The organism is Rhizobium sp. BK456, assembly GCF_014194045.1.
In the GTDB taxonomy this organism is placed as follows: Bacteria; Pseudomonadota; Alphaproteobacteria; order Rhizobiales; family Rhizobiaceae; genus Rhizobium; species Rhizobium redzepovicii.
In genome coordinates, this window is sequence record NZ_JACIAO010000004.1 from 316028 (window position 1) to 334204 (window position 18177).

Genomic DNA, 18177 nt, shown 5'->3' on the forward strand with positions numbered 1-18177 from the left:
TTCGACAGCGGAAAGCCTAGCCCACCGCATCAACGTGCGAGCGTTAGCCAATCGCCGATCGTTGTCCCAGAACGCCGCATGAAACGTGTCGCCGGGATGGCCGGGCGCTCCGTTGCTATGGTCTTTCTGACTTCACGCGGGCTGAGCCCGAATTCATGGCTGAACGCGCGCGTAAAATTAGCTGCAACGTCGAAGCCGGCGGCCTCGGCAATCTCCGAGATCGGCCTGTTGTCGGACGGGTTGGTTAGATCCGCATAGGCCTGTAGCAATCGACGTTTGCGAATGTAGTTGAAGACGCCCCCGCTCGTTTCGAACAATTGGTAGAGCCGCGTCCGCGAGATGCCCAACGCTCGGCACATGACGTCAGGCGTCAAGCTGTCTGAATGAAGATTGAGGTGAATATAACGATGCGCCCGCTCCATCAGCCCCGTATTGGTCTGTTCCTGACCGCGGTCCAAACTTGCGGACGATGCAGCGCATGCAACGACCATATCGCCGATCGTCCTGATGATCCGCGGCGCCTCCTCCACCGTCAAATTGCTGAGGTTCGCTTCCAGGCCGTCGATATAGCTGACGAGCAATTCGGCGAGGCTACCGGAGAGGGCGATGTTGTGGGCGTTCTGCAGAAGAGGCGCATCACGGGTCAGTAGTTCATAGGGCAGGAAGACGAGCACGGCGGCTGAATCGGTCATCCGCCCGCGGTACGGGTAACCAAGAGACCTGAAAAATATCTCGCCCGGGCCGGTCTCCGTGACATGGCGATTTGCCTCGGTCCAGGCCCGGCCGCTGCGAAGTACGCCGACATTCCAGTGATCGATTGGGCTCGACCGCAGCATGGCCTGATCGCGAATATAGCTGCATGCCTGCACGCGCTGCTGGACGATGAGGATATCGCCGAGATGCCAGCCGGTCTGTTCCGCGAGAAAACCGTCGTCCTCAGATTGTCCGTTCTGCAGGTGAACATCCACAAGCGGCGCCATATGTGATCGCCAGGACTGGAATTGTTCTTTCGGCGGCAGGTCTCGCGTCGAAAACCGCAACGGCACCAATGCAGGCGGAACGTCCACCCGATGTTCTTTCTGCGGGGACGGTTCGCGCGGCCAGCGCCGCCGCTCCAGGTGGGCCGGCCATTCCTTCCCAGCAGCGGGGTCATCCCCAGACTCCGTAACCATCGAATTTCTCCAGCGCATAAGCCGGCTGAAACGTCCGCGCAGCCCATCCGACAAACCGAATCGACTGAAGTCCTACGTGCATAAGCTACTTATCATATTCCTATACGAGCAGAAATGGACGGACCGATAATTTTCGGGATGCGGCGATAACGACAATTGCGTCCTGTTCCGGTATTTAAATGAGCACGGGCTAGTTCCGAAGGACGGTTGGAAAGCCCAAATACTCACTTGCCAGTGCAATGCAGTTTCAAAGCACTCTCAACGTGATCGACACTAAATCACAACAAAATATGCAAGCAGAGGAGGATAGGTCGTGAACTATCGGGGCAATATTCGTGCGCGCTTTGCGCGAGCAATGGCTTACGACAGCAATTCCTATTCGCATAACTGTCAGGCGCCAGGACTCCTATCGCCAATCGTGCGGGTTTCCTCTGCTCACCTTCTTGCGAGACGCTCCTGAGGCCGGACATCGGCAAATAAGGAGGCGAAGGGGTTGCGCGCAGGCTGAGGCCGTCTGTGTCGATGCGTAATAAGGCCGAGGCTTGCACGCAACCCTTACCCTATCCACCCATTGGCGAATTTTGTGACGCTGCCCATTGGCAGAATGGAGGCTAAGATGACGACCGCATGTGATGAGAAACAAATCGAATTGAAGCCGATTTCGAGCTGCAGACGAGAGGTCGAAGTCGCAATGGTGGAAATGCTCGTCAGTTTGCAGAAACATGGATGGTCGGCTGCGGAATTGGCATTGGAGCTCGCAGATGCCTCCGAAGATCTCGTCATGCTGATCGCGACCAAAAAGCTTCGACCGAATTAGAAAAACGATCGCGTGGAATTATTCTGTTTTTGTCTTGATGAGGTGGCAGCATTGTCAGGCGCGGCGCAGTGATTTTTAATCACGTCAGTCGCCGCGCCTGAGATCGCTTGACCATTCCCTGCGCCAATCGACACGATGCCAGGCCTATGCCGGCGGCATTTGGTCCAGAGCCGAACTGTTTCTGCTGCAGGCTTGCGACCATCACTTGTCTAAAAATTTCAATGCGCTAAATTATGCAAGAATGGGTTGCATCCGGACCAGCTCGATTGGGACGGATGGCTGCAGAAGCGATACCTTCGGATGCCAACATGATCTGGAATCATCGCATCACACGCATCGTTGTCGGCCTGCTGCTGCTGACACTCGTGACCGTCGTTTCATTGCCGACGATTACCGGCTTTACGAGCCTTGATGGCACGGTCAATGCGCGGTTTGCTGTCGTTAATGCCCCAATCGACGGCACGATTGCGGAAGAACCCCTCAAGGTCGGCAGCCCGGTCAAAGCGGGACAAACCCTCGCAGAAATTAGAAATACGCGCGTCAATCGTGCAATCCTCGCCTCGCTCGAGGCAGATCGCAACACGGCGCTCGACCGCGTCGCGGCACTTAAAAAGGAACGCGAGGAGCTCTCCGCGCTTCGCGAGGAATTGTCTGGCAGATTGGAAGTCTACAAGCAGACCACCATTGCCAATCTCGAACGCGAGGTCGAAATCCTGCGGAAGAAAGTCGAGGTGTCGCAAGCTCAGGATCTGGTCGCCCAGGTCGATCTAAGCCGCCGGATGCAGCTCGAGTCAAAAGGCATTCTGACGCAGAAGCTGGTTGAGGCTGCGCGTGCGGCCGGTGCTGCGACCGGCGGCGAGGTCGAAATCAGCAATCTGACTGTCGATCAATTGCAACAAAGGCTCAATGCGGTCCGCCAGGGTATCTTTGTCTTCGGCGACGGACAGAATGACGTGCCTTATTCGCGACAGCGTGAAGACGAGGTTGTCGTTCGCATCAACGACTTGAACTCGCGCATTGCGGAAAACGAGACGCGAGCGACCGAAGTTCAAAAGCAGCTGGTTAAAGAGGCGAACCGCGTCAGCAGCCTTGAATCCGCAACCGCAATAGCGCCGTTCGACGGCGTTGTCTGGACCAGGAGTATCGTCAACGGTTCCAACGTCGTGCTGAACGACGAGTTGATGCGCCTCCTCGACTGTCGAGAGCTGTTTGTGGATATCCTTGTTCCCGAGGTCAACTATGACGAGATCTACCCGGAACTTGTTGCGCAGGTGCGCTTGTTCGGCCGCAGCGATGTCTTCAAGGGTACTGTCATTTCTGTCAGAGGCAGCTCGGCTTCGGTCGAGACCGATTCCTTTGCCGCCAGTTTGCCGCCGTCGACACAACGCAACGCCCGCATTCGGGTTCGCCTCGATCCATCCTTCATGAACGATGACTTTGCGAACTCCTGCCAGGTAGGGCGCACAGTGCAGGTACGGTTTTCCAAACACGGCATCGACGTGTCCAACTGGGTCAAAAGCCTGTGGTTCAGTATCTTCTAGCGCTGGTTCCGACCTTTCTCGTTATGGCCTTCTTTTTCCTGGGGCCGTTCAATTGGTCACGCCGTCACACCTGGACACGGGTGGTGACCTGCGCGTTTGTCGGTGCATTCGCATTGCGATACATGTTCTGGCGCTTGACGGAGACAGTGCTTCCCTATCCCGACGGCGGTCCGAGTTTCTACTGGGTCTGGATCCTCTTCATCGTCGAGATTCTGGCCTGCGTCGAAGTCATCCTCTTTCTGGTATTGATGAGCCGCTACGTCGACCGCAGCGCGGAAGCGGACAGGCTGGCACGCGTTTTCTTTGCGCGGGAGCAGCGTGAGCTGCCGACTGTCGATGTTTTCATTCCGACCTATAACGAGCCGCTCGACGTCCTCGAGCGAACCATCATCGGCGCCCGCTCGCTGGATTATCCTGCCGACAAATTGAATGTGTATGTGCTTGACGATCAACGCCGGGATTGGCTGAAGGCCTATTGCGAAGAAAAGAACGTCATCCACGTCACGCGCGGTGACAACAGCCATGCCAAAGCAGGCAACATGAACAACGGGCTGAAGGTCAGCTCGGGCGAGTTTATTGCGATCTTCGACGCCGATTTTGTGCCCTATCGGCATTTCCTTCGCCGGACGCTGCCCTTCTTTTCAGATGACAGCATCGGCATCGTCCAAACACCGCAACACTTCTTCAATGTCGATCCGGTGCAATCAAACCTTGGTCTGGAGAATATCTGGCCGGACGAGCAGCGCTTGTTCTTCGACGAGATCGCGCCCAGCCGAGACGCCTGGGATGTCAGTTTCTGCTGCGGGTCATGCTCGATTGCCCGCCGCGAGGCCGTCGACGCAATAGGCGGATTTCCGACGGAGTCGATCACCGAAGACCTGCTGACAACGCTTTCGATGCTCAACAAAGGCTACAAGACGCGCTATCTGAACGAGCGGCTATCGATGGGGCTGGCCGCCGAAAACCTGACCGGTTATTTCGTGCAGCGCGAACGGTGGTGTCAGGGGGGTATTCAAACCCTTTACCTCTATAATGGCCCGCTGCGCGGTCCGGGATTGACGCTCTTTCAACGGATCATGTTCCTGCCGGCGTCATGGCTGGTGCAGTATCTAGTCCGCTTCACGATATTGCTGGTCCCGATCGTCTATCTCTGGTTCGGCCTGCTCCCGCTCTATTTCACCGATATAGCCGATTATGTCTCTCATCAGGTGCCGCTGCTGGCGGCCTATTTTCTGCTGATGCTGTGGATCACGCCGACGCGCTATCTGCCTGTGATATCAAGCGCCGTCGGGACCTTTTCGACATTCCGCATGTTGCCGACCGTGGTCTCCAGCCTGGTGAGACCATTTGGCAAGCCGTTCAGGGTGACGCCAAAGGGCAGCGGCAACGAGGCGAACCAGTTTGACCGCTACAGCTTCGCCTGGATCGCAATCATGATCACGGTCACCGTCCTTGGACTTCTGGTCAACGTCGTACCGGAAACGTCGCATGTACAAGGCCAGTTTTCACCGGTCGCGGCGTGGTGGTCAGGCATCAATATCGTCGTCCTGCTCATCGCGTCGCTGATCTGCTTTGAGAAACCCCGGCGTTTGTTTCATGCGTTCAAGCTCGATGAACCCGCTGTCGTCGACGACGTCCCCGGCCAAATCGTCAGTCTGGCACTGGACAAAGCGGTCGTTGCGGTCCCCAGCATGGCCCGATTTCAATCCAAATCGGTCATGCTGAAACTCCCCGGCTTCGCCCCGTTCAAAGCGGAGCTCGGACAGGTCACTCAACGACGAAGCAGCATAAGTCGCGGCGGCGACAAGCAAGCCTATTACCTGCACCTGTATTTCGAACTCAGCGGCGCTGCGCGTGACAGCATGATTGTCAAACTCTATACCGGTCAATATTCCCGCGACATTCGCGACATCGACAAGGTTGCCGTCTCCCTTAATCTGTTGCTGCGGTCATTCGGGCGAACGCGCACTTTGTAGCCGGGCTCATGCGAGAGTTCGCCGCATCTCTGACGACGTTGGCCTCGCTTGACCGCCTTGTGGAGTCGAACCGAGGGCACCTAAAATTACATGATATTTATGGAATCCAGGGGTTGATCACTTTCAACCCAGCGGCCTCAAAAGGGCTTGTGTCGCGAGTTGCGACGGCAAGGCCGTTCGCTACTGCAGTGGCTGCAATATATCCATCCGCCTTGCTGATCGCCTTCCCGGCTACTCGAGCGCGCGCCATCAGTTCCGAGTAGAATTGACTGGCGGCAAAATCGAAAGGCAGGATGCGTTCGGCAAAATGCGGAAGCACTTCGTCCTCCAGGCGATCGCGAAGGATAGTTTGCCGTTTGCCTGAGGGCATAGCGGCGATCCCGAAACGAAGTTCGGCAATTGTTATTGCGGAAAGGAAGAGAGTCTCGATGGTTTGGGCGTCCAACCAAGCGACCACTGCTCCATCAGGAACCGGTTTCCATGGCTCCGATATCACGTTGGTGTCCAACAAGATCATTCGAAAGTCATGGGTTCAGCGGGCGCCTTATCGCGATTTTGCTGCAGGGCTTCAACGTCGCTATTGGAAAGCTCAGCGTCACGACCAATGGCCGCGAGTAAAGAGCCGAGCTTCACGCGTTCAGATGGGCGAACGGCGGCCTCGATAATGTCCCGGATTTCGGCCTCTGTGCTTCGGCCATGGTGAGCCGCTCGCACCCGCAGTGCGCGATGTGTTTCATCAGAAAGATTGCGAATGGTGACAGCCGGCATTGATATCAATCTAGCTAAAACGATGGCATTGATATCAATATATGCGCCCTGACGCCAGGTTTCAAGGAAATTGATGCGCGGACGAAATCGTATCTGCATAGTTCCCTCGCCTTGAAGGGATCCGAACCGGCGGCCTGTTGTTACGAAAGCCTTGTGTGCGCAAGAGCGCCGACAAGAGATATTGCGGTACAAATTTCGGCTGAACAGCAATCGACGAATGTCGGGAACTCTCGATCCCGATGCGTGGCCCGTTCCTCTTGATCCATTTCCCAACGCCGAGAAATCTGCCTCCAGGGAGTCAGCCGCGGCTGGCGGCGATCAGGGCGTGCGCCGCATCACGAAGCAAACCGGTGGCCTCGCCGGGCTCGAACACCTGCATGCTGACAAAGGCGCCGTTGATCAGCACCGCGAGTTGCCCGGCAAGCCGGTCGGGTGCCGCGACCGCCAGTCTCCCGGCGATGGTCCTCAGGCGCCGCCGCATCTCCCGCATGTGGGCTTCGGCGACTTTGCGCGCGGGGTGACCGGTCTCCGGAAACTCGGCCGCCGTGTTGATCTGCGGGCAGCCCCGGTAATTGTCCCGGCCGACCCGTTCGCCGATCCACTCGAAATGGGCGTCGAGTTCAGCCCCGGCGTCATCCGCGTGCTGTTCGGTTACCTGGTCCCAGGTGTTCCAGAAGTCCAGGTCCTCGCGTTTCAGGAAGGCCGCGATCAAATCGTCCTTCGTGCCGAAATGGCGGTAAAGGCTGGTTTTGGCGACACCGGATTTTTCAACCACCAGATCGACGCCGACGGCACGCACGCCGCGGCGGTAGAAGAGTTCCGATGCCATCTCGAGAATTCTGTCCCGCACGTCGTTCACGGCTGGGGCGGGTGCGTTCACTGTGCTTTTCGTCATTCGCGTATCTCCAATTCAGTCACCTTAGCAGAAAGTTGATTGACGCGCTACAGACCTGTATGTTTTATTAAGTACAGACAGGTCTGTAGCGATGGAGAGAGCAATGACCACGACCCAACAAGCCGACATCACCATAACACCATCCGAGGCCGTGACGGTCCTTGGCGCGAATGGCCATACCGGCCGTTTTGTCGTCGCCGAACTGTTGCGGCGCGGGCTCAAGCCGATCGCGATCGGACGGAGCGCCGAACGATTGGCGGAGGCGGGCTTTGCGGAACGCGGCGTCGAATGCCGCGAAGCAGCGATAGAGGATGACGCGGCGCTCGACCGGGCGCTTGCGGGAGCGGCGGCGGTCATCAACTGCGCCGGCCCGTTCATGGACACGGCCGACGCAGCCGTGCGTGCCGCGTTGCGGGCCGGCATCCATTATCTCGACGTCACGGCCGAACAGCCGAGCGTTCAGGCGACGTTCGACCGGCATGAGGCTGCGGCCCGGAAAGCCGGCGTAGTCGTCATCCCGGCGATGGGATTTTACGGCGGACTGGCCGACCTACTGGTGGCAGCCCTGATGGACGAATGGCAGCACGCCGACACCGTTGAAATCCGGGTTGCGCTCGACAGCTGGCTGCCCACGAAAGGCACGCGCGTGACAGGCGAGAAGAACAGGGCGCAGCGCCTGGCGGTCAGCGGTGGCCAGCTTGGCCCCGTGCACCAGCCGCCGGCGGAGAAGGTGGCCGTCTTGCCGGCCCCGTTCGGCCGCCAGACATTCGTCGAGCTTCCATTTTCGGAGGTACCGCTGATCGCTCGCCACATCAGGACCAACGAGCTGCATACCTTTCTCAGCACGACAGCCCTGCGCGATGTTCGCGACCCCTCGACGCCCTCGCCCCAGGCCATCGACGAAACCGGGCGTTCGGCGCAGCGCTTCGCCGTCGAGGTGATCGTCACGCAAGGCGAGCTGTGCCGCCGGAGTCTCGCCCAGGGACAGGACATCTATGCCGTCACGGCGCCGATCATTTGCGAAGCGGTCCAGCGTATCCTGTCCGGGGAGATCCGCGAGACCGGCGCAAAGCCGCCGGCTGCCATTTTCCATGCCGCGAGTTTCCTGAGCGCGCTCGGCTCCGATCTGTCGGTTGAGGCATTAGAAACCTCAGATGTTCAGAAGGTCCATCCATAAATGGCATGACCAAAGCAGTCCCTCGCAAAAACTGGGCATTTTGCGAGGGGACTCTACGACACTCACAATCGGCGTGCCGGTCAAAACGCCCCATCTTAATTCAGGCGATTGCCGCCTGTTCCAAACAAATGCACCTTCGACAGGTCAGGGGCGATCGAGATTTGTTGTCCCGGCTCAAAGTCGACCCGTTCGCGCAGAAGCAGCGTGATATCGGCATTTCCGAGCCTGGCGTTGATGAGAGTTTCCGATCCGGTCGGCTCGACGACGACGATGGTGGCCCGCACCCCGTCCTCGCGGATCGACAGATGCTCGGGGCGGATGCCATAGGTGACGGCGTCCGCCGGTTGCCGGCCGGGCGGCAGAGGCAGGCTGGTTCTGTCCAAAACGAACCTGCCGCCGCTGACCTTGCCTTCGAACAGGTTCATGGCGGGCGAGCCGATGAAAGAGGCGACGAAGGTGTTTGCCGGCCGGTCGAAGAGTTCGAGCGGCTTGCCGATCTGCTCCACGCGGCCGCTGCGCATCACGACGATTTTGTCGGCCATGGTCATGGCTTCGACCTGATCATGGGTGACATAGACGGTGGTGGTCTTCAGCCGCTGGTGAAGCTCCTTGATTTCCGCCCGCATCGTCACACGCAGCTTGGCGTCGAGGTTCGAGAGCGGCTCGTCGAAGAGAAACACCTGCGGGTGACGAACGATCGCCCGGCCCATGGCGACGCGCTGGCGCTGGCCGCCCGACAGCTGTTTGGGCAATCTGTCGAGGAGAGGCCCAAGCGCCAGAATGTCGGCCGCCTCCTTCACCTGCTTTTCGATCGTCGATTTGTTCCGCCCCTGAAGCTTCAGAGCGAAGCCCATATTCTCCGCGACGGTCATGTGCGGATAGAGCGCGTAACTCTGGAACACCATGGCGATATCCCGCTCTTTCGGCGCCACGTCGTTCACGATCCGGCCGCCGATGCGGATTTCGCCGTCGCTGATCTCCTCCAGCCCTGCGAGCATTCTGAGCAGGGTAGACTTGCCGCAGCCCGAGGGGCCGACGAGCGTGACGAATTCGCCGTCCTCAATATCGACGGAGACGCCGTGGATCACCGGAACGGCACCATAATGCTTGCGGGCTTCGTCTATTGTAACCGATGCCATGTCGTTTCATGCTCCAGCGATTAAAGACTGAGCTGCCAGATTTCGGCGGCGAACACATTGCCCTCGGGCGCGGTCAGACGCACCGAGCTTACGCCCTTGAAGCCGGGCAACCGCTTGGTTCCCGTCCAGCGGCCATCGTCGGCAAAGACCTCGAGCGAGCCCGCATCGAGGAAGATCCGGATGGTCGACGGGCGTGCGCCGGCGGCGATATAGCGCGGTGATGCCTTGGCATTCGTCACTGAAAAGGGAATGCTCAGCCCATCCTCGTTCAACTGAACCGCAACGGTTGCTTCGGAATGATCGAATTCCAAACGGAAGGCGTTGCCGGCTTCCTTCAAGGTGAGCAGGATTTCGACGGAGCCGTTGGCGAGAGCGACGGTTTGGCCTTCCAGAAGGCCTCCGACATCCAGTCGGTGCCGCCGCAGGCTTTCCACAGCGGCGACCGGCGGCGTAATCAGCGCCCCGCTCTGCAATGCCAGCCGGCGCGGCAGGGTCATCGCCGTCGGCATGTCGATCTCTCTTGATACATCTGTCCAGTTCGCAAGCCATGCGATGCCGATCGGGCCGGCATGGTCGACGAAGGCCTGGAACGCGTAGGCATCGGTGCCGAAATCCAGTTCCTGTTCAAATTCCATGGAGAACTTTTGGCCGTCGAAACGGCCGACGCTCGCAAGCGTGATGTTGCGCCGGCCCGTTGCCGGGTCGCGGCTGGTCAGCAGACCGAAGATCATGGCCCAGCGCGTCATCGGGTCGTTGGCGGGACCGTCGAGCGGCACCATGCAGGGGCACTCCGCCGCCGTCATCCCGAAGCGGTTCTCGCGGTGAAGCATGCCGAGGAAGGTCCATCCCGTCGCCGCAGCCGGATCATCCGTTTCGTAGAGCAGGATGACGCCGCCCTCGCGGTCCCGTGTGCCCACCAACATCTTCCATTTGCCGTCGGGCCCCGAAAAGACGTAAGGATCGCGGAAGTCGGTTGTCAGGCCGAGCCCGGCGGGACGTGCTGGCAGGATCAGGTTCGCCGGCTCGACATTGACAAGATCGCGGCTGGTGGCGGTGAACTGAACCTGTTCCTCCGGTTGCCGATCCTTCATGTGCTCGGTGAAGAAAATGCGAAGGCCGGCTTCATCGCCGGGAAGAGCGATCGCGGAGCCGGAAAATGCCCCGCCCCGCCCGTCGGCCTGCTGAGCGAGTTCATCGGAAGGGAAAAGAAAGATCGGGAGATGCTTCCAGTGAAGATAGTCCTCAGAAACCGCATGACCCCAATGCATGTTGTTCCATCGAGGGCTATGCGGATAATGCTGGTAGAACAGGTGCAGCTTGCCGCCGAACCTTCCGAATCCGTTTGGATCGTTCATCCAACCAGACAGCGGACGGAAGTGATAGCTGCCCGGGACCTCAGGTGTGGCGGCGCATTGTCGGACATGCAGCAGCCGGATGCCTTCTTCCAGGACGCGGGGTGGGAGAAAAGCATAGAGGACCGATATTTCGGTTGTAACCGGATTGTAGGAGAAAGCCGCCTCTCCGCCTCTTTCCAGCGTCAGCCGCCGAAACTCGAATTCATGCGGATTTGATGTTTCGACAGCACCGGCCGGGTCCCCGTCGACATATGCCGTCAGCCTGCCCGTGGCGCCGGCATGCGGCGCCCTGATCCAGGCGTGGATCGTGGCCCCCTCGGGCAGGACGGCGCTGATCGTCTCCGGCCCCACTTGATCGGACGGAGAAATCGCTTGGCTTGTCATCAATTCAACCTTTCACGGCGGAGCCAATAAAGGAGCTCACGAACCAGCGCTGGAACGCGAGGTAGAGCCCAAGGATCGGGATCATCATCAAAACGGAGGCAGCCATCGCACGATCCCAGTAGATGCTGTCCTGTCCGAAGAAGGTCGCGATGGCCACCGCGATCGGCCGGGCATAGTCGGTCTGCGTCACCAGGATCGGCCAGAGATACTGGTTCCAGGTCTCGATCCCCATGAGGATCGACACGGTGGCGAGTGCCGGCAGGCTGAGCGGCAGGAAGATGGAGCGATACGCCCGGAAAAAGGACGCGCCGTCGATCTCGGCGGCCTCCAGCAATTCCTTCGGCAGTTGCGCGAAGAACTGGTAGAACAGGAAGATATAAAGGGGGCTGGCGACCCAGGGAACGATCTGTACCGCGAAGGTGTCGGTCATTCCCGCCCGGGAAACCATGATCACGAGCGGCATGATGATGCTTTCCTGCGGGATCACATAGAGCGCGATCACGATCGACAGGATGACGGCGCGGCCCTTGAACGATCCCCAGGCCAGGACAAAGGCGGCCATCGAATTCACGATCAGGCCGGAACAGACCGTCGTGACCAGGATGATCAGCGAGTTGATGAGGTAGCGTCCGAAGGCGAGTTCACCCGAGAGGTGGCCGACCTCGGCATAGTTGGAAAGCGTCGGGTTCGAAACCCAGAAGGCGCGGAAGCTGCCCATATCGGCCAGAATCTGGAACCGGTCATCCTTGAGGCTTGCCACGACCAGGAGCAGCAATGGAGACACGATCACCAATGCGATGATGAAAATGCATGTCGTCTGGATGATGCGAAGAACCGTTGCGGGGGAACGGGGCCGCGCCGTGCGGGCCTGCGGGATCGAGAGTGCGATATCAGACATCGAAGCGCCTCAGGAGCTGGCGCTGGATCAGCGCGATGATGAGAACGATCACGAACAAGATGACCGAAACGGCAGAGGCGTAGCCCATCTTCTGCTCTTCGAAGCCGGAACGGACCATGTAGTGCACCACCGTTTCGGTGCTGCTCTTTGGACCGCCCTGCGTGAGGATGGCCACCTGGGTATACAGCTTGAACGCCTGGATGGTCGTGATCACCAGCACGAAGACATGGGTCGGCCGCAGGCCGGGCATGGTCACATGCCAGAAGCGCCGGAAAGCGTTCGCACCGTCGATCTTGGCGGCATCGTAGAGTTCGTCCGGAATTCCCTGAAGGCCGGCGAGGTAGACGATCATCTGGAAGCCGTAGGCCTGCCAGGCTGAGAGCAGGACGAGCGAGAACATCGCCCATTGCGGATCGCCGAGCCAATCGATCGGCTGGATCGCTCCGCCGGAGAGAAAGCCCAGGATCTGGTTGAACGGTCCCGTGGGATACTGGAACAGCGTGCCCCAGATGACGCAGACCACGACCATCGAGGTGATCGCCGGCAGGAAGAACATGCCGCGCAGCAGATTGCGGAACGGCAGCTTCTGATGCAGGAGCAGCGCCGTCGCGAAGGCGAGGCCGCACTGCGCCGGAATGATCCAGAAGGTGAAGCGCGAGACGTTCCAAAGGGCGGTCCAGAAAAGATCGTCCTGGAAGATACGGATGAAATTGTTGAACCAGACGAAGCGGACGGGCGTCGGCCGCGGAACCAGAGGCTGGTTGGTCATTGCCGTCCAGAAGGACAGGAGGAACGGCAGGATGAGAAAGAAGGTCAACAGGATCACCGCCGGCGCGAGCATGGCCGCTTCCTGCATCAGCCGTCCCCTGTCATGCCGGCGCGCCGGAGCCTTTCGGACGGATGTCGACGATATCGATTGTTGCATCACCATGTAGCTCCTCCTCTCCAACCCTTAATCCCGGTCCACCCTGCGATGCCTGCCGGAGACAACGCAGGGCTTCGACCTGTCGGCGGCGATGCTCTTATTGCCCGTCGCCGAACGGCGGATACCCGTCATTGTCCTCGATATCCTCGTCGATCTTCTTGGCGGCTGACGTCAGCGCCCCCTTGGGATCGCCGCCGTTGAACGCCTCATCGACGGCCTGCATGAAGGCCGAGGTGATTGTCGGATAGGCAGGATGCGGCGGGCGCGAGACGGCCGTCTTGGACGCCTGTTCGAAGGCGATCGCCATCGGGCCACCATTTGCATAGAGCGGAGATTCGGCCGCAAAACTCTTCAGGCCGGGATAACCCGACTGGCTTGCGACGTAGGCCCGATACTCCTTGTCCTTCAGCAGGAAGCTGGTGAACTTGGCGGCGATATCGGGATGTTTCGACGTCTTGGTGATCGCCCAGATCCAGGTGCCATTGGGGCTCGCACCCTTGGCGCCGAACTTCGGAAGCGGCAGGACGACGATGTTGTCCTTCATGGTCGCGGCGGCCTCGGCATAAACCCAGTGTCCGCCGAGCGCCAGCGCTGCCGGATTGCCTTCGGCGAAGAACTGGTTGGTTCCGGCCGATTGCGGCACGACCCAGCCGTTCTTGACCCACTTCTGCATCATGGCGAGAGCATCGACGCAGGCATCGCTGTCCAGCGTTCCCTCGGATTTCCAGGCCTTGCGGTCGATGAGATCGCAGCCGGCCGATTGCAGGATCGGACCATAGGCATAGGTGATCCATTCGGTCTTGATGCCGTAGCCGCGGAAAGTGTCGATCGGCCACTTCACCCCGTCGAGCTTAGACAGCTTCTCGAGATAGGTTTCGAACTCCTCCCTGGTCCAGGCATCGTCGACGGATTTCGGAATGCGGGCGCCGATTGCTTCCAGATATTTCTTGTTGCCGTAAAGAACCACCGACGAGTCGGTGAGGCCGATTGCATAGAGGTCCTTGTCGATCGGGTATGTGCCCTGGGCGACGTTGGACTCCGTCATGTCGTCGAGGAGGTCCTTGTCGATCAGCGGCTTGATCGGCTGAAGATAACCCGACCAGACGTAGTTGGCGAGGAACGGCGCATCGAGTTCCATGACGTCGGGCAGTTGCTTGGCCATGACGGCGGCGCTGAACTTCTCGTTATAGGCATCGTGCGGCGCATAGATGAACTGTATGTCGACATCGGGATTGGCGGCCTCGAACCGTTCGGCGACTTTGCCGTAGGCGGCGACAAAACCGGGATCGCCCTGATGCATGACCTGGATTGCGGTTTTCTCGGCTGCCTGCGCCCATGATGCTGATAGCACCGAGGACAGGACCAGAGACCAAAGTAATCGTTTACCCATTTGAATTCCTCCTCAATTGAATGGGACTTTCTCAATTTATACGGATGCCCGCTCCACCAGTTGGAACGGCAGTTTCTGCACTCCGACCGGAGCCCGGTCTTCGGCAAGCAGGATTTGTGCGGCCTGGCGGCCCATGGCGCGATGGGGCAGCGCCATGGTGGTCAGCGGCGGGTCGAGACGCGAGGCGATCTCGACCTGATTGTCGAAACTCGCAACGGCGACGTCATCGGGGATGCTTGCGCCTGTCCGGCGTAGCGCCGCATAGGCCTCCATCGCCACGCGGTCATTGCCGCATAGGATGGCATCGGGACGCCGTGGGCCGTTCATCAGCGCATGGACATGCGTGCCCACGAGGCTGTGCGCCCGGTCATTGTAGATCGCCTTGCTGACGGCAGGCAGGACGATGGCGCCGGCTCCGTCGATGCCGGCATGATCGAGCGCCTGCCGGAAACCGAGTTCGCGGAGGTCGCCAGCAAGCAGCCCCGGCAGATTGATGAAGGCAATGTTGCGCCGGCCGGCGTCGATCAGGTAGTTGGTAATCTCCAGCGCCGCCCCTGCTTCATCGGGCACCAGCGAGGTCACGCGGTCGTTGGCATCGCGGCAGTTGATCATGACGCCGACCGCATCGGCAAATTCGGGCGGCAGGTCGACGCTCTTGTGATACATGGCGGCATAGGCAATCGCCCGCGGGCGAAACCGCCGCATCTCGTCGAGGATCGACGCCACGCTGCGATGGCCGCCGAGTGTCATGGCGAAAACGGCCATGTCAGCGGCGCGCACAGCGCCGTCGAGCCCCCTGATAATCTCCGTCGCGAAAGGCGACGTGATCAAGTCGTCCGCGACCAGGCCGACGAGCGGCATCCACCCCTGCCGCATGCTGCGTGCGGCGAAGTTGGTGACATAGCCGAGCTCCTCGGCGATCTCCTTGATCCGCTGCCGGGTATCCTCCGACATGCGCGCCGAGCCGCCATGCAAGGCGCCTGACACGGTCTTGACGGAAACGCCTGCACGGGCAGCTATGTCGTTGAGTGAAGTGGTCACGGGCGATGCTTTGGGTTATCGATTACCCAACTTGATACCAATCGCCTGTCGATGAGTCAAGGCTGGCTCGGGGATGCCGCCGATAAGGGCTGTGAGATGAGGCAAAAACCCCGCCGAAGCGGGGTTTTTGCCTGGGGAAGCCGATCAGTTGTTATGGGCTGCGCAGGCTTCGTCCATCGGCGTGGCATTGCTGGTGCCGCCCTGGGTCTGGAGTTTGGCCGAGTTGTTGACCGGGTTCGGGCACTTGGTCTTGTCCATTTTCATCGTGCCGCTGGTCGTGGAATTGGTCGTGGTGGAATCGGTCGCCATCGGCTTTTTGGTCTTCATGTCGCTGGCCGCGCCGCCACCCTGATCGGCCTGGTTCTTGTCAATCGTGGCGCCGGCCGGCGCTGGGTTGGACTGCGCGAAGGCCGATGTGGCCATGCCGATTGCGAAAAGCGAAGCTGCTACGAGTTTCATACGCATTTTCATATCCTCCTTGGGATTTTTGCCTGACGGGCCTATCCAAAACCTCGCCGGCACATCATTGTTCCCAAGCAGTCGCTAAACAAAAGCTCCCTACTTCGCGTAAAGCGCTCGCGAGCGTTCGAGGTGTTTGAGCAGCGCGGTTTCCGAGCCGTCGATGTCGTTGGCTTCCAGGCGGTCGACGATTTCGTCGTGTTCGGCGAGCGTGAACTTTTCCTTGCCGGTCCAGATCAGCATCTCGGTATGATATTCCTTCAGCCAGGCAAGCATGGCTTCGCTGACGGCAACATAGATCGGATTGCCGGAGATCTGGGCGATGCGGGTGTGGAATTCCATGTCGGCGTCAATGAACGCTTCGGCGCGCCCGAGCGACATGCGCTGACGCTCGATGATATCCCTGAGATCGGCGATGTCGGTTGCCGAGGCGCGCTGGGCGGCCTCGCGGGCCATGCCGCGCTCGAAGAAGATGCGGGCGCTCTTCAGATGTTCGAGCGAATCCGCCGATTGCGACAGCATGATCTTGGCGGTGAGATCGACCTGGCGGAAGATCGACTTTGCCGTCAGCCTGAGCACCTTGGCTCGTTCGCCGTGTGAAATGCTGACGAGGCCCTTGTTGGCGAGCGACTGCATGGCTTCGCGGATTGCCGGGCGGCCGACGCCGAAGCGCTCCATCAGCACCCGTTCGGAGGGCATTTCATCGCCGGGCTGGAGCTCACCTGATGTGATCAATCGCTCAAGTCGATCAAACACTTCGTCGGATAGTTTGCGGCGGACGATCTGTTCGAGGGGCTGGGTCATGAGATCTCGCTGGCTCAAATGTCTCCTCCTAACAGTTTTCGGATCAAGGACAAAGCGCGCAACGAAAATTTGCGCGGCCGAAGATTCCGCTTTGCATCGATTGGAATACTCATTATACCAGATCACAAGTTGACGCCATGACAATCTGTGTTGGCCGAGAGGAGCAGCCGTCCATTCATGATGATTACCCTGACCTACCGCATCGAAACGCCCGGCAGCGTCGAGGCGATGGCGGAGAAGATCGCCAGCGACCAGTCGACCGGGACCTTCGTGCCGGTTCCGGGCGAGACCGAGGAGCTGAAGGCGCGTGTCGCCGCCCGGGTGTTGGCGATCCGCCTGCTCGAGGATGGGCGTCATCCGACCTGGCCGGAGGCGGCTCCCGGCACGCGGCTGCACCGCGCCGATGTCGACATCGGCTTTCCGCTTGAGGCGATCGGCACCGATCTCTCCGCTCTGATGACCATCGCGATCGGCGGCGTCTATTCGATCAAGGGCATGACCGGCATCCGCATCGTCGACATGAAGCTGCCCGAGGCTTTCAAGAGCGCCCATCCCGGGCCGCAATTCGGCATACCGGGAAGCCGCCGCCTCACCGGCGTCGAAGGCCGGCCGATTATCGGCACGATCGTCAAGCCGGCACTTGGGCTGAGACCGCACGAGACGGCCGAGCTCGTCGGCGAGTTGATCGCATCGGGCGTCGACTTCATCAAGGACGACGAGAAACTGATGAGCCCGGCCTATTCGCCGCTCAAGGACCGCGTCGCGGCGATCATGCCGCGCATTCTCGATCATGAGCAGAAGACCGGCAAGAAGGTGATGTATGCCTTCGGCATCTCGCATGCCGACCCCGACGAGATGATGCGCAACCACGACATCGTCGCTGCGGCCGGCGGCAATTGTGCTGTCGTCAACATCAACTCGATCGGTTTCGGCGGCATGAGCTTTCTGCGCAAGCGCTCCAGCCTGGTGCTGCACGCGCATCGAAACGGCTGGGACGTGCTGACGCGCGATCCGGGCGCCGGCATGGACTTCAAGGTCTACCAGCAGTTCTGGCGGCTCTTGGGCGTCGACCAGTTCCAGATCAACGGCATCAGGGTGAAATATTGGGAGCCCGATGACAGCTTCGTCTCGTCTTTCAAGGCCATCAGCGCGCCGCTGTTCGACGCCGCCGACCGGCCGCTTCCGGTCGCAGGTTCCGGCCAGTGGGGCGGACAGGCGCCGGAGACCTATCAGCGCACCGGCCGCACCGTCGACCTCCTCTATCTCTGCGGCGGCGGCATCGTCAGTCATCCCGGCGGCCCGGCCGCCGGCGTTCGCGCCGTGCAGCAGGCCTGGCAGGCGGCGGTCGCCGACATTCCGCTGGAGGTCTACGCGAGAGATTATCCGGAGCTTGCCGCCTCGATTGCGAAATTCAGCGATGGCAAAGGCGCGTGAGC

17 protein-coding genes are annotated in these 18177 nt (G+C 59.9%); 5 read left to right on the top strand and 12 right to left on the bottom strand.

The window, feature by feature from the left end:
- Positions 1-29: 29 nt before the first annotated feature.
- Positions 30-1172, bottom strand: coding sequence for a helix-turn-helix transcriptional regulator (locus FHX03_RS14290; RefSeq protein ID WP_097629451.1), 1143 nt, complete (start codon positions 1170-1172; stop codon positions 30-32).
- A gap of 616 nt (positions 1173-1788) precedes the next feature.
- On the opposite strand from FHX03_RS14290, the gene FHX03_RS14295 reads away from it, so the two are divergent.
- The 3 genes from FHX03_RS14295 to FHX03_RS14305 all read left to right on the top strand — a co-directional run bounded on the left by FHX03_RS14295 (position 1789) and on the right by FHX03_RS14305 (position 5506).
- Complete coding sequence (locus FHX03_RS14295; RefSeq protein ID WP_003591985.1) at positions 1789-1989, top strand: hypothetical protein; 201 nt, start codon at positions 1789-1791, stop codon at positions 1987-1989.
- Between the two features lie 308 nt (positions 1990-2297).
- Positions 2298-3530, top strand: a complete 1233-nt coding sequence (locus tag FHX03_RS14300; protein ID WP_131710562.1) for an HlyD family secretion protein — start codon at positions 2298-2300, stop codon at positions 3528-3530.
- The gene (locus FHX03_RS14305; protein WP_183854190.1) at positions 3512-5506 is read left to right on the top strand and encodes a glycosyltransferase; all 1995 of its coding nucleotides are present in this window, start codon (positions 3512-3514) and stop codon (positions 5504-5506) included. Before FHX03_RS14300 ends, FHX03_RS14305 begins: the two co-directional genes overlap by 19 nt.
- Positions 5507-5603: 97 nt before the next feature.
- On the opposite strand, the gene FHX03_RS14310 is transcribed toward FHX03_RS14305, so the two are convergent.
- The 3 genes from FHX03_RS14310 to FHX03_RS14320 form a co-directional block, all read right to left on the bottom strand.
- Positions 5604-6023: a type II toxin-antitoxin system VapC family toxin gene (locus FHX03_RS14310; protein ID WP_097629453.1), complete on the bottom strand. Its 420-nt coding sequence runs from the start codon at positions 6021-6023 to the stop codon at positions 5604-5606.
- Positions 6020-6274 (bottom strand): FitA-like ribbon-helix-helix domain-containing protein, encoded by a 255-nt coding sequence (locus FHX03_RS14315; RefSeq protein ID WP_003550301.1) that lies wholly within the window; start codon positions 6272-6274, stop codon positions 6020-6022. The genes FHX03_RS14310 and FHX03_RS14315 overlap by 4 nt, the downstream gene beginning before the upstream one ends.
- A gap of 298 nt (positions 6275-6572) precedes the next feature.
- Positions 6573-7169 (bottom strand): TetR/AcrR family transcriptional regulator, encoded by a 597-nt coding sequence (locus tag FHX03_RS14320; RefSeq protein ID WP_131710565.1) that lies wholly within the window; start codon positions 7167-7169, stop codon positions 6573-6575.
- A 103-nt stretch (positions 7170-7272) separates the two neighbouring features.
- Here FHX03_RS14320 and FHX03_RS14325 point away from each other — a divergent pair, with 103 nt between their 5' ends.
- Positions 7273-8346, top strand: coding sequence for a saccharopine dehydrogenase family protein (locus tag FHX03_RS14325; protein ID WP_183854192.1), 1074 nt, complete (start codon positions 7273-7275; stop codon positions 8344-8346).
- 95 nt (positions 8347-8441) lie between these two features.
- Here the strand turns inward: FHX03_RS14325 and FHX03_RS14330 are convergent, their stop codons facing one another.
- The 8 genes from FHX03_RS14330 to FHX03_RS14365 all read right to left on the bottom strand — a co-directional run bounded on the left by FHX03_RS14330 (position 8442) and on the right by FHX03_RS14365 (position 16741).
- Positions 8442-9485, bottom strand: a complete 1044-nt coding sequence (locus tag FHX03_RS14330) for an ABC transporter ATP-binding protein (RefSeq protein ID WP_183854194.1) — start codon at positions 9483-9485, stop codon at positions 8442-8444.
- 20 nt (positions 9486-9505) lie between these two features.
- Positions 9506-11224: a GH32 C-terminal domain-containing protein gene (locus FHX03_RS14335; RefSeq protein WP_183854196.1), complete on the bottom strand. Its 1719-nt coding sequence runs from the start codon at positions 11222-11224 to the stop codon at positions 9506-9508.
- Between the two features lie 4 nt (positions 11225-11228).
- Entirely contained in the window at positions 11229-12122 is an 894-nt protein-coding gene (locus FHX03_RS14340; RefSeq protein WP_097624228.1) for a carbohydrate ABC transporter permease, read from the bottom strand.
- A complete protein-coding gene (locus FHX03_RS14345; RefSeq protein WP_097624229.1) occupies positions 12115-13053 on the bottom strand; it encodes a carbohydrate ABC transporter permease in 939 nt (312 codons plus the stop codon). Before FHX03_RS14345 ends, FHX03_RS14340 begins: the two co-directional genes overlap by 8 nt.
- A gap of 91 nt (positions 13054-13144) precedes the next feature.
- Positions 13145-14437, bottom strand: a complete 1293-nt coding sequence (locus FHX03_RS14350; RefSeq protein WP_183854198.1) for an ABC transporter substrate-binding protein — start codon at positions 14435-14437, stop codon at positions 13145-13147.
- A 36-nt stretch (positions 14438-14473) separates the two neighbouring features.
- Positions 14474-15478 (bottom strand): LacI family DNA-binding transcriptional regulator, encoded by a 1005-nt coding sequence (locus tag FHX03_RS14355; RefSeq protein ID WP_131710571.1) that lies wholly within the window; start codon positions 15476-15478, stop codon positions 14474-14476.
- Positions 15479-15622: 144 nt separating this feature from the next.
- On the bottom strand, positions 15623-15943 hold the full coding sequence (locus FHX03_RS14360) for a hypothetical protein (protein WP_097624232.1): 321 nt from the start codon (positions 15941-15943) through the stop codon (positions 15623-15625).
- Positions 15944-16036: 93 nt separating this feature from the next.
- Positions 16037-16741, bottom strand: a complete 705-nt coding sequence (locus FHX03_RS14365) for a transcriptional regulator NanR (RefSeq protein WP_097624233.1) — start codon at positions 16739-16741, stop codon at positions 16037-16039.
- A gap of 177 nt (positions 16742-16918) precedes the next feature.
- On the opposite strand from FHX03_RS14365, the gene oiaX reads away from it, so the two are divergent.
- A complete protein-coding gene (gene oiaX / locus FHX03_RS14370; RefSeq protein ID WP_131710573.1) occupies positions 16919-18175 on the top strand; it encodes a 3-oxo-isoapionate-4-phosphate decarboxylase OiaX in 1257 nt (418 codons plus the stop codon).
- Positions 18176-18177: the final 2 nt, after the last annotated feature.

What these genes read in the sequence shown, in the direction of transcription:
- oiaX (WP_131710573.1), top strand. Translation starts at nt 16,919, where the DNA reads ATGATGATTACCCTGACCTACCGCATCGAAACGCCCGGCAGCGTCGAG.
- FHX03_RS14360 (WP_097624232.1), bottom strand. Translation starts at nt 15,943, where the DNA reads ATGCGTATGAAACTCGTAGCAGCTTCGCTTTTCGCAATCGGCATGGCC.
- FHX03_RS14315 (WP_003550301.1), bottom strand. Translation starts at nt 6,274, where the DNA reads ATGCCGGCTGTCACCATTCGCAATCTTTCTGATGAAACACATCGCGCA.
- FHX03_RS14325 (WP_183854192.1), top strand. Translation starts at nt 7,273, where the DNA reads ATGACCACGACCCAACAAGCCGACATCACCATAACACCATCCGAGGCC.
- FHX03_RS14335 (WP_183854196.1), bottom strand. Translation starts at nt 11,224, where the DNA reads ATGACAAGCCAAGCGATTTCTCCGTCCGATCAAGTGGGGCCGGAGACG.
- FHX03_RS14350 (WP_183854198.1), bottom strand. Translation starts at nt 14,437, where the DNA reads ATGGGTAAACGATTACTTTGGTCTCTGGTCCTGTCCTCGGTGCTATCA.
- FHX03_RS14295 (WP_003591985.1), top strand. Translation starts at nt 1,789, where the DNA reads ATGACGACCGCATGTGATGAGAAACAAATCGAATTGAAGCCGATTTCG.
- FHX03_RS14310 (WP_097629453.1), bottom strand. Translation starts at nt 6,023, where the DNA reads ATGATCTTGTTGGACACCAACGTGATATCGGAGCCATGGAAACCGGTT.
- FHX03_RS14365 (WP_097624233.1), bottom strand. Translation starts at nt 16,741, where the DNA reads ATGACCCAGCCCCTCGAACAGATCGTCCGCCGCAAACTATCCGACGAA.
- FHX03_RS14320 (WP_131710565.1), bottom strand. Translation starts at nt 7,169, where the DNA reads ATGACGAAAAGCACAGTGAACGCACCCGCCCCAGCCGTGAACGACGTG.
- FHX03_RS14345 (WP_097624229.1), bottom strand. Translation starts at nt 13,053, where the DNA reads ATGGTGATGCAACAATCGATATCGTCGACATCCGTCCGAAAGGCTCCG.
- FHX03_RS14330 (WP_183854194.1), bottom strand. Translation starts at nt 9,485, where the DNA reads ATGGCATCGGTTACAATAGACGAAGCCCGCAAGCATTATGGTGCCGTT.
- FHX03_RS14340 (WP_097624228.1), bottom strand. Translation starts at nt 12,122, where the DNA reads ATGTCTGATATCGCACTCTCGATCCCGCAGGCCCGCACGGCGCGGCCC.
- FHX03_RS14300 (WP_131710562.1), top strand. Translation starts at nt 2,298, where the DNA reads ATGATCTGGAATCATCGCATCACACGCATCGTTGTCGGCCTGCTGCTG.
- FHX03_RS14290 (WP_097629451.1), bottom strand. Translation starts at nt 1,172, where the DNA reads ATGGTTACGGAGTCTGGGGATGACCCCGCTGCTGGGAAGGAATGGCCG.